This window comes from Streptomyces sp. NPDC006197 (assembly GCF_040613865.1).
Lineage (GTDB): Bacteria > Actinomycetota > Actinomycetes > Streptomycetales > Streptomycetaceae > Streptomyces.
The window spans coordinates 1-8,396 of record NZ_JBEXSZ010000229.1 but is presented as its reverse complement, the minus strand read 5'-3'; the positions used below and the strand labels follow the sequence as shown (position 1 = coordinate 8,396).

Genomic DNA, 8,396 nt, shown 5'->3' with positions numbered 1-8,396 from the left:
AGGTGCCGACCCGCCCACTCCGGTTGATGATCCGGTGCGAACGGACCAGGCCGAGGACATCTGCGAGTCGCTCAAGCGAAGGGATCGCCGCCCTCGTGGCCGCGTCAACTGCGTTCAGAGCGTCGACGTAACCAAGCACGAGCCCTCGTGCATCCCCAACCGGTTCCATACGTCGTCATTCCCCCTGAGCCCGTGGTTGAAGGGGATTGTTCCATGGGCCGCAAGCGTCTCCGCAGGGCGGCATTCTGAAACGATCAGTAAGACGTGCCGCTGCCCTGCCGATTACTTCCCGCACGCTGGCCCGCCATCATCACGACGAGGCCGACGATCAAAACCACGCCGCCGGTCAGAGTGCCCCATTGCCGGCTGTCGGAGCTATCGATCACCAGCACAAAGACCACCTGCCAGCACAGCGCGAAGGCCACTACCAACTGGCCCCATCCATAGAGCCGCGGGCGGCGGACGTGGCGCCGGTTCATGGGGAGTATCCAGCCACGGGTAATCGCCGCGACGCCAGAGGCAGCGATGAACATTGCTATCAGAGCAAGAGGCACGGCGAGATAGAGCTTCATGGTTTCTCTCCTGCGCGCTGGACCCACGCCAGACGCCAGCGTGATCATGGCACCCGCCGCGCAGGGCGTCCATACATTACCCCGAACCCAAGATCGGCCGGACAGTTCCTAGCACGCGCCATCATCAGCTTCGCCAACCGCCAGCCCGATATCGCCTTGCGATGGCGACGATCTTCGTACGGCGTAAGGGCCGGACAGATCCAGTATCGGCCGGTGCCGGTCGCTTCGGCGCAGTTACCGCAGGCCCGTCACCCCCTGGCCGGCCACAGCGGAGGAGAGCAGCCGCGGGTGGACGAGAACAGGGCCCCAGGTGAAACCGGGGCCCTGTTCTCGCTGCTCGCTGAACGGCAGCACCATCGGTGGCCGGACGTACGCCGTCGCCGCCTGGAAAGGACCGACGATCCTCACCAGCGTCGCGCCGGTCTATGCCACGAACTCGTAGCCGAGAAGGCCTCGGCCGCCGACGAAGAGAGCTCGGCTGCCGGGATGCCAGATCACAGATTCAAGGTCGCTGTCGGCCCGCATGCTGGTGAGGTGTTCACCTGTCGTGGCGTCCCAGACGAAGATCGTGTCGTTTCCCGCGCCGGCGAGGTACTTGCCGTCGGGACTGAAGGCTGCCGCCCTGACCCTGGTGCCGCGGAACCTATGAACGACGGCTTCCGTAGCAATGTCTACGACTCGGAAACCGGCGCCGCTCTCAGCGATGGCCAGTTGACTGTTGTCTGGATTGAATGCCAAGGCCCACGCCCGTGCCGAGCGGTGCGCCAGATGCGCGGCCTGTGCACCAGAGGCGGTGTCCCAGACGCTGGGTCCGTAGCCGTGGCCGTCTGTAGCGATGCGGGATCCGTCTGGGCTGAACACGAGCCTGCGAACTCTGTGGGCAGGCAACTGATGCATCTGCATGCCGCTGGCGGTGTCCCATACGCTGACGGTCCCCTGCCGGTCGACCGTGACAAGGAGATCTCCGAGAGGGCTGAGTTTCAGCTTCTCCAGCGGCCCGGCACAGGTGAGTTGTACAAGCAGCGTCCCAGCGGCGTCCCACACGCCGACCTTCTCGCGATCTGCGGCCGCGGCGAAGCGAATGCCTGTCGCCGTGAAAGCTGCCGAGAGCAGGTCGGCCTGGTCTCCGTAGAAGGGAGGGGCGAACCACAACTCCTGTCCGGCGGCTCCGTCGCCTCTCGCGAAGCGCTGGACGTGCACTCCGCTCGCAGCGTCCCAGACGGAGAATCCCTCACGGCTGACCGTGGCGACGCGAGATCCATCAGCGCTGACCGCTGCGACACCGACGGAGATCTCCTGCGGCTGCGGCGAACTGGCAGCGAGGCCCCAGATCCGGACGGTCCTGTCCATGCTGGCGCTTGTGAGTCTCAAACCGTCCGGGCCGAAACTCAGCGAGGAGCACAACGATCCATGGTGGAAGCGGTGGACCTGTGTCCTCGTCCCGATGTCCCACACCTCCACGGCGCCCTCACGGTTTCCGACAGCAAGTTCCGTGCCGTCGGCATTGAACGCTGCCACGGTGACGTCGAGGAAACCGCGAAGTTCGTACAGACGCTCGCCGGACGACGTACTCCAGATCCCCACACTTCCGCCCTGGGCTGTGGCAACGTGAGTCCCGTCCGCTGTGACCGCGACAGGTCGGCCTTGCAGGGACTGCAGATTGTCGCCTGTGCCGGCGTCGCAGGAGTAGGAACGCAAGCCGCCACGCATGGAGAAGACCAGCTTCGCGCCACCCTGGCTCACCAGAAGCCGACCTATTCCTCTGTTCCTGGGCGTCTGAAACTCGTTGAGCTTGGCCCCGGTGGACGTGTCCCAAGCAGCTACCGCTCCGTGCTCCAGTCCGGTGAAGAGACGAGAACCATCGGCACTGAACGCGGCGGCACGGCATTCGCCTGGAAAGAACTGGTGCAGCGCCGAGCCGGTGGCAAGATCCCAGCCGTAGACGATGCCATTGCTATCGACGGTGAGCAGATGTGCTCCACCGTTGCTGAAAGCGACCTCCCTCATTCGGCCGCGACGCGGCAGCTCGCATACCTGCGCCCCGCTCGAGGACTCCCAGACCCGGACTCGGCCACCGATGTCAATGGTGGCGAGGCGGGCCCCATCAAGACTGAAGGCCATCTCGTCAACGGGTGCCTGATGCGTAAGGGTCCGCAGAAGCGCAGAACTGGGCAGATCGGGCGGTGTCCACCAGTCTACAAGCGCCGGTCCTGACAAGAGCGTGTCGGCGGCGGCCAGCCACGCCGCGCCTCCAGGAACGCGGCTGCGCAGCATGGCATCAAGGGCCCGGGGCGGTGTGGTAGGGGTAAGGAGATGTGTGGCACGCTCCAGATGCGAAGCCAGAGCGGCTGCATCGGCATGAGGGACCAGAGAGAGATCTCGAAGAGGTGCGGTGAGGCCATGGTGGCGCAAACGCATGCGCACCCAGCGGAAATCCGTGGCAATGGCAACCGCTTCCTGGGCACGCTCCGCGTCCACCAGGTGGCCGATGAGAAAGTTCCGCAGGTATTCGTGAGGTGTTGTCCACCACCCGGGCCCGCCCTCGGCCGCAGCGGTGACGGTGTCGAGAAGGACGGCGTTTACCGTGGGCAGGCGAGCTGACAACTCGGCCCGGAGATGGTCGCGGATCACGTCGTGCAGAGCCACGGTCCCGCCCGGGACACTGGAATCGAGACGGAGTAGCGACAGGTCGGCCATCTGCCTGCACAGGCTTCGCGCAGTGGTCTCGTCCAGACCGGCCGTCCCCTCCCACAGGCGGGCTACCAGCGCGATCGGGACGGCCTCGTCCTCGGCGAAGACCCCAAGTTCTGCGAACCTGTGCTCCCCGTCGGCAGGGAGGAGTTCGGTGGCGGCAGCGAGACTGGCGCGCACAGCCCGGTTCCGCTCGTCGACGTCGTTGAGATCGAAATCCTTCTGAGGGTCGCTCGCCGCAGGCCCGTGCACACGCAGCCGGTCGAGAAGACGCCGACCGACCACATTCGCATCCGCCCCGGTCGACAACTGCTCGCTCATGACACGATTGGCGATCCGCAACAGCAGCACCCACCGTCCGGTCGCCTCGACAAGGTCGTCGATCACCGCCTGTTCCGGGAGATGCGACAACCCCTTGGTCAGGACCAGCCGGGCCTGGTCGTACGTCATACGGTCGACAGCGATCCGCGCGGCATGAGCGGGAAGCACGCCCGGGTTGCGGGTGGTGATCAGCCGGACACACTGCCGTTCCGCACCGATGAGGAACGGCCGCAGCTGCTCCTCCTCCCACACGTCGTCGATCACCACCAGGGTCCGCGGCCTTGCGGCAAGGAGCTTGCCCAGCTGAGCGCCGGCCTGCTCCGGATCATCGCCGGCCGTGGACTCGACCCCGGTAATACGCGCCATCTCCGCGGCGACCTTGGCCGCGACCGCGGCCCTCCCCCTCACGTCGCGGCCGATCGTGATGAACCAGATCCCGCCGGGGAATCTCTTGCGGACCTTCGACTGGGCGACGGCAAACCGGGCGAGTGTCGTCTTGCCGAAACCGCCCGCCCCATGCAGACCCGCAGTGATGGCCACCGCGTCACCCCCGCGCCAACGCCGGCGGGTGCGTATAAGGACGGCGTCGACCACCTGGCCGGCCTCCGCCCGGTCCACCCACCCGTCCGGGACGGCCACAGGGCCAGGCGCGACAGGCGCAGCCGCCACTGCCGCCGGGCTGAACTTGGGCCAAATCATCAAGACCAGAACGATCACGACCCCCATGACGCTGGCGACCGGATCCGCCTCGCCCCATCCCTTACGCAGGACTGTCCATGCAAGGAACGCCAGCGCGCCCAAAAGGAGCGGGCCACGCACAATCCATTTCGACACAAAACGTCTCAATCCCCACCCCTTTTGATTGTCACGGTGCCGCACCTCTCACGATCTCGCGTTCCGGTCAGGCACCCAGCCCAGCCGTGACCGCTCGCTCCAACCGAGAGGCAGAGGATGCGCTGCGCCAAGTCTCGCGCAAACCGGGAGGGGGACATGGCCGTTGCCCAGCGGACGGGCAGAGCCAGGGCATTACAGCGGCGTTGGGACCAGGGTGGCGCGGGCGGGCCGACGGACACCGGGACCGGCCGCAGTCGTCGCTGCAGGCACTGTGATCCATCCGCCAGGCGCACCCCGCACGCCCTCAACCGGATCGGAGCATGTCGGTATGGCGGCGGCGCACGGTTTCACGCAGCACAGGTATGAGCTCTGCCGGGTCCGGCCCAGGGTCTTGATCCGGTGGCAGTTGGGACACAGGGCAATCATGTCTACAGCCTCGTCGTCCCCCGTAGCGGCAAGGCCACCGATGCGGTCGACGTCGAGGAGCGGGTCGCCGGCGTCGCTGACATCGCCGGCTTCGCCGGGATTGGCACACTGCGGGTTCTCACACCGGTCGTGGCTGCGGAGAATGACGGCACGGCGTGCCTCCGTGATGCGGACCGGCGCGTCGCTCGCCGTGCGGTGACGGCCTCGCGCCTTGGCGAGCGAGCTTGTTCTGCGCCGTTTCCACGAGCTGCCGGTACACCCTGGAGCGGTCCGCGTCCGACATGGGCTTCTTCTGCGGCGGGAGGGCGGCGGCACCCGGGGCGGGCGCGGCGGGTTCGGGCTTGTGAGTCCGCGGGTCTGGGCCGAAGTCGAGGGGGTAGCCGAAGTGCACGCCCGCGACATCTGTGGGTATTGGCGGCTTCGGAGTCTGATGCCGGGGAGCTGCCGGCCGTGTCGGAGCCGGTGTGGAGCGGACAGCTGTGCGCTGAGCGGGTCAGTCGCAGTGGAGACAGTGCCGCCCAAGATGCAGCCTGCCGCGTTCAGTTGATAACCACCTGGCAGTGCCCTAAACAGGGAAGGGACGGGAAAGCATCGCGACCCTGAGGCACACCGTCGCAGGAACCATGCGCTCAGCCCATCTCGACTCACGGCAGACGCCGTTGTCAGTATCGGGGGTTAAAGTCCCCCTCCTCCGGCACTGGCCAACTTGGACAAGATCAGGAGCTGCTGCATGAAGCGCGAGCGGGCGACCTTCATCCTGCACGAGATGCTCGACCGTCTCGAACAGAACACCTGGCCACTCGACCTCATCACCGAAGTCCACCTCTTCGGCTCCTACATCCGCGGCGCCCCGGAAGTCGGCGACATCGACGTCGTGGTCCAGCACACCACCGACAAACGCTGGACACAGCAGGTAGTCGACGCCCTGTGCAGCGGCCGTGACGGCCACACCCCCATGCGCAAGGCCCTGCGTGGCAACCGCCGCGGCACCAGCTTCCAGTTCCAGGAACGCCAAGCCCTCCAGGACGAGGGCATCGACCTCCTGCTGCTCTGGCAGCGGGGCGAACCGATCGCCCTCGCTCGGCAGAGACTCGCCACGATCGCCGTCGACCCGGCCGCCGGCCGCGCTCCACGCGACCACGTTCTGCCCGCCTACGAGACGATCGCCGACCTGCTGCCCCGCCCGGTCCGCATCGACCTGCACCGCTGGAGCACCGAAGGTAGGGCCACCATCACCACGTTCCCCCTCACTGACGATCAGCCCCGCTCGACTACCGCTGGGGAGCACATGGACGATCGCTGGACCGCCAGCAGCCCACTCCGCCGCGCCGCCAGCGCCGCGCTTGCTCACCTGGAGCACACAGGCCACGCCCCGGACCGCCTCGTGCTCCACGGCCGACCCCTGGCCTACGGGGCGAGCGACGACACGATCGACTGCTTCATCGACCTGCACTGGCGCTACTGGAGAAGGGCGCACCTCTACCTCGAGGACGGTCAGGCGTGGTTCGAAGTCCTGCCCGCGACACCCCGCCAGCCCCTTCACGCCCTGCACATCACACCCACCCGCCCTTGAGACTCGTAGCGCCGGTTCCCGGCGGACCTGCTGCGTCAGGGGCGGGTCTCAGGCGCCGCCGCCGTGGAACAGGTCATCGACCGAGAACGTGAAGGACCCGGCACCTCCGGCGGCCTTCTGACGTCCTTCGGCCTCGGCAGCGAGGCCGGCGATGACCACCTCCCAGCACGGCGCGCAGCCGCACCGGCCGTCGTCACGGTGCTCGGCACCACTACGCTCGGCTGCCGCGCGTACCTGCCCGGCCAGAGCCTCGAACGCCGCCTCCCACCGGCCTGCCACCGCACGGTCAGCCGCAGCCGCGCGGCGGGCAGTCTCCGCGCTCTCTTCGGCCCGTCGCCGGGCCTGGATCATCGGCCAGTTGGGCCCGCCACCGTATCCGTACGACATACACCTGCCCTTTCGTGTCAACCTCGATCTTTGCAACGGCGCACAAGCCTCCAAGGACACGCATCACTCCTGCCGTTGCTGCATGATGCAGACACCCACCTGCACGTGAGACCTCAGCGTGAGGCAGCGATGCGCGCCGAGATTCCCGTACGTGGACGAGACATACGAGATTGGGACCAACGCCGGCACCTTCACGCGCTCCACCGACCAGGCCCCGGCACCGTAGAAACGGCGATCTTCCCCGTGATGGCCTTCTACGGCGATCTCGGCGGCTGCCGTGACGCAACATGGTCCCGTTCCGCCGCGCCGCGCAGGGCCAGGTGGCATACTGGCTCTGCGCTTGTGGGCGCGTACCACCCCGTAGGGCCACCGCCTTGGGTGAACCTGGCCGCCGCCAGGACCACGGTGATGTACTCCGGCTCGGATCTGACCCTTCACGTCCAAGGCCTGCTGGATACAGAGTGCGGTGGGGTGTATCCGCTGTGGAGCGGGCCTGATGGGATCGTGATGTCTGGCCGTACCCACCGCACTCGTCTGGCCCGGACCTTCGCCTCTGCCCAGCCCATGGCTTACCAGAAGGCCCTCCATCATGTGATCGCATGCAGCGAGGCCGGACTTCTCCCGGCCCGACTCGACGGTGCGGGCATGGAACAGGCCCTGGTCGTTCTGCAGCAGAACCTCGGTGCACCTGGCATGACGAGGCGGACTCATTCCAGTGCGGAGCCGAGCACCGCTGCAACGGCGACGGCCGAGACCGTGCTGGTCAAGCAGCCTGCGCTGTCTAAGGATCCGCGGTGTCTTGCTCTGGCCGAGGCGTTGAAGCCGGTGCTTCAAGCCAGCTGCCCTGAAGGGGCTGGCGGGTACGGCGGGGCTTTGCAGGCCAACCTCCACCCGGCGGACGCGGAGAGGTTGGGAGGGATGGGACTCATCCGTGCCGCGATGCGCCGCGCGGCGCGGCAACTGGGATGGCGAGTACGGACACTGGGCTACGCCAGAGACCGCCTGGTCATGGTGATCGTCCAGGACATTCGCGATGCGCCCGCCGAGTTCGCGGATGCTCTGGAGGCGGACTTCATGTCCGCATGCGTTGCGATGCACCAGCGCATGGAGGCAGGCAGGGACGAGGAAGCGTTGAGCGCGTTGGGGCCGGCCCCTGTTGAGCGGCAGACGCGAGCCTTCCTGCAGGCCGCTCGGGCAGCGATCACGACGGATCCCGACGCGTGGCGGTAGGGGACGACTGACAGAGTTTGATGCAGATGATCTCTCGTGGGCGACCTCTCGTGCCGAGTGGGAGCCTGCAGTGCCCTCTGCCGTAGTGCTCCTCAGCGGTGTAAAGCCGCAGGGGCGACGTCGTACCGCAGCCCCACCGCACCCAGCCGGACACCGAGAGAGAGCCACGCGTAGACGAGAAAGGGCCCCGGCTGAACCCGGGGCCCTTTCTCCCCGGTCAGGGCGGCCGACGGTGTTGCAAGGCAGATGAAATCGCTTCGGAGTTACTGAGCTCTTTCAGATTGGCCACTGATCGAGTGACCCAGGCCGAGTCAGGATAAGGACCGCAACGCACAGGGCTCCCGCGCCGTTGAGGGAGGTGT

General features: G+C 67.0%; 5 protein-coding genes. 2 read left to right on the top strand and 3 right to left on the bottom strand.

Annotated elements, in window-relative coordinates:
* Positions 1 to 254: 254 nt before the first annotated feature.
* Both ABZ318_RS37935 and ABZ318_RS37930 read right to left on the bottom strand, forming a co-directional pair.
* The gene (locus tag ABZ318_RS37935; RefSeq protein WP_356906977.1) at positions 255 to 572 is read right to left on the bottom strand and encodes a hypothetical protein; all 318 of its coding nucleotides are present in this window, start codon (positions 570 to 572) and stop codon (positions 255 to 257) included.
* Between the two features lie 423 nt (positions 573 to 995).
* The gene (locus ABZ318_RS37930; RefSeq protein ID WP_356906976.1) at positions 996 to 4,418 is read right to left on the bottom strand and encodes an NB-ARC domain-containing protein; all 3,423 of its coding nucleotides are present in this window, start codon (positions 4,416 to 4,418) and stop codon (positions 996 to 998) included.
* A gap of 1,156 nt (positions 4,419 to 5,574) precedes the next feature.
* Here ABZ318_RS37930 and ABZ318_RS37925 point away from each other — a divergent pair.
* On the top strand, positions 5,575 to 6,417 hold the full coding sequence (locus tag ABZ318_RS37925; protein WP_356906975.1) for a hypothetical protein: 843 nt from the start codon (positions 5,575 to 5,577) through the stop codon (positions 6,415 to 6,417).
* A 48-nt stretch (positions 6,418 to 6,465) separates the two neighbouring features.
* On the opposite strand, the gene ABZ318_RS37920 is transcribed toward ABZ318_RS37925, so the two are convergent.
* Entirely contained in the window at positions 6,466 to 6,804 is a 339-nt protein-coding gene (locus ABZ318_RS37920; protein WP_356906974.1) for a hypothetical protein, read from the bottom strand.
* A gap of 378 nt (positions 6,805 to 7,182) precedes the next feature.
* On the opposite strand from ABZ318_RS37920, the gene ABZ318_RS37915 reads away from it, so the two are divergent.
* Positions 7,183 to 8,034: a hypothetical protein gene (locus ABZ318_RS37915; RefSeq protein WP_356906973.1), complete on the top strand. Its 852-nt coding sequence runs from the start codon at positions 7,183 to 7,185 to the stop codon at positions 8,032 to 8,034.
* Positions 8,035 to 8,396 lie beyond the last annotated feature (362 nt).